Source organism: Cupriavidus sp. 10L43_2 (assembly GCF_056395265.1).
On the sequence record NZ_JBFTJE010000044.1, the window covers coordinates 1 to 1,133 of the forward strand.

General features: G+C 45.2%; 3 protein-coding genes. 2 read left to right on the top strand and 1 reads right to left on the bottom strand.

Annotated elements, in window-relative coordinates:
* Positions 1–136: DUF5391 family protein (locus AC1DEL_RS27505; RefSeq protein WP_477159243.1), on the bottom strand; the 136-nt coding region annotated here is incomplete at its 3' end.
* A 144-nt stretch (positions 137–280) separates the two neighbouring features.
* Between AC1DEL_RS27505 and AC1DEL_RS27510 the strand changes: the two genes are divergently transcribed.
* Together AC1DEL_RS27510 and AC1DEL_RS27515 are read left to right on the top strand one after the other, a co-directional pair.
* Entirely contained in the window at positions 281–592 is a 312-nt protein-coding gene (locus AC1DEL_RS27510) for an ArsR/SmtB family transcription factor (protein WP_015240918.1), read from the top strand.
* A gap of 77 nt (positions 593–669) precedes the next feature.
* Positions 670–1,133: MFS transporter (locus AC1DEL_RS27515; RefSeq protein WP_477159242.1), on the top strand; the 464-nt coding region annotated here is incomplete at its 3' end.

Genomic DNA, 1,133 nt, shown 5'->3' on the forward strand with positions numbered 1-1,133 from the left:
TGCCTGCAGAGTTAAAACGATTCGCGTTCGGCCCCGTTTCTGCAAGCGGAGAAAGCGAGACGATGACCGGCAACAGACAAAACATCAGAGCGGACAGCAAGGTCACCGCGACCGTACCTTTTTTCTTTTGATTCATGTGAATATCCTCCTGACAAATACCCGGATTTTTTACCGGTAATCTGATAATATGTTATATTTTAACACGGTTTTTACTTATTTTGAGAAGCGTTTCGTTAAAAAACGAATTTACAAATCCAGAAAAATAGATATAATAAACGTTATGGAACCGATATTGATTCATAAAGCGTTATCCAACAAAACACGAAGTGATATTATGACATGGCTTAAACACCCGGAGGACCATTTTGATGAAAGGCCTTATCTTGAGCAGGGCCTCAGTTTCCGCACCGGAATTTGCGTCGGTGATATTCAGGCAAAGTCGGGGCTTGCGCAGTCCGTCATCTCCAGCTACCTGCTGACCATGCAAAAAGCCGGCCTGCTGGAATCTGAACGAATCGGAAAGTGGACCTATTACAGAAGGAATGAAAAACAAATTAAAGCCTTTGCTGACTATGTTCAGCACCAGCTATAACCATGAAAGGAGGGCTTTTTCGTTCTAACATATCTATTTTTCTATATATGTAGTTATAAAAGGAGGCATACATAACAATGAAAAAAAGCAGTTCCATCTTCATTCTATTTTTGGCACTAGGGGTTTTCGGGATTATTACAACCGAGATGGGCATCATCGGGGTTCTTCCGCAAGTGGCGGACAGATTTCATATTTCTGCTTCAAAAGCGGGATGGCTTGTCAGTATTTTCGCATTCATCGTCGCTGTGTCGGGGCCGTTTTTGACCTTGCTTGCTTCAGGTATAAACCGGAAATACATTCTGCTTTTGACGGTGCTGATGTTTGCCGTTTCTAATGCGGTCTACGCGTATACGGCGCATTTCAGTGTCATGCTTGCGTTTCGGATCATTCCGGCTTTATGCCACCCCGTGTTCTTTTCTGTAGCGCTTGCGGCCGCGGCCCGCCTTGTGCCCGCCGGCCAATCCGGAAAAGCCGTAACGAAAGTCTTTTCAGGCATCACCGCCGGCTTTGCGTTCGGCGTTCCTTTCACATCCTATTTGGC

Excerpts from the sequence above, each read along its gene's own strand:
- AC1DEL_RS27510 (WP_015240918.1), top strand. The coding sequence starts at position 281 with ATGGAACCGATATTGATTCATAAAGCGTTATCCAACAAAACACGAAGT.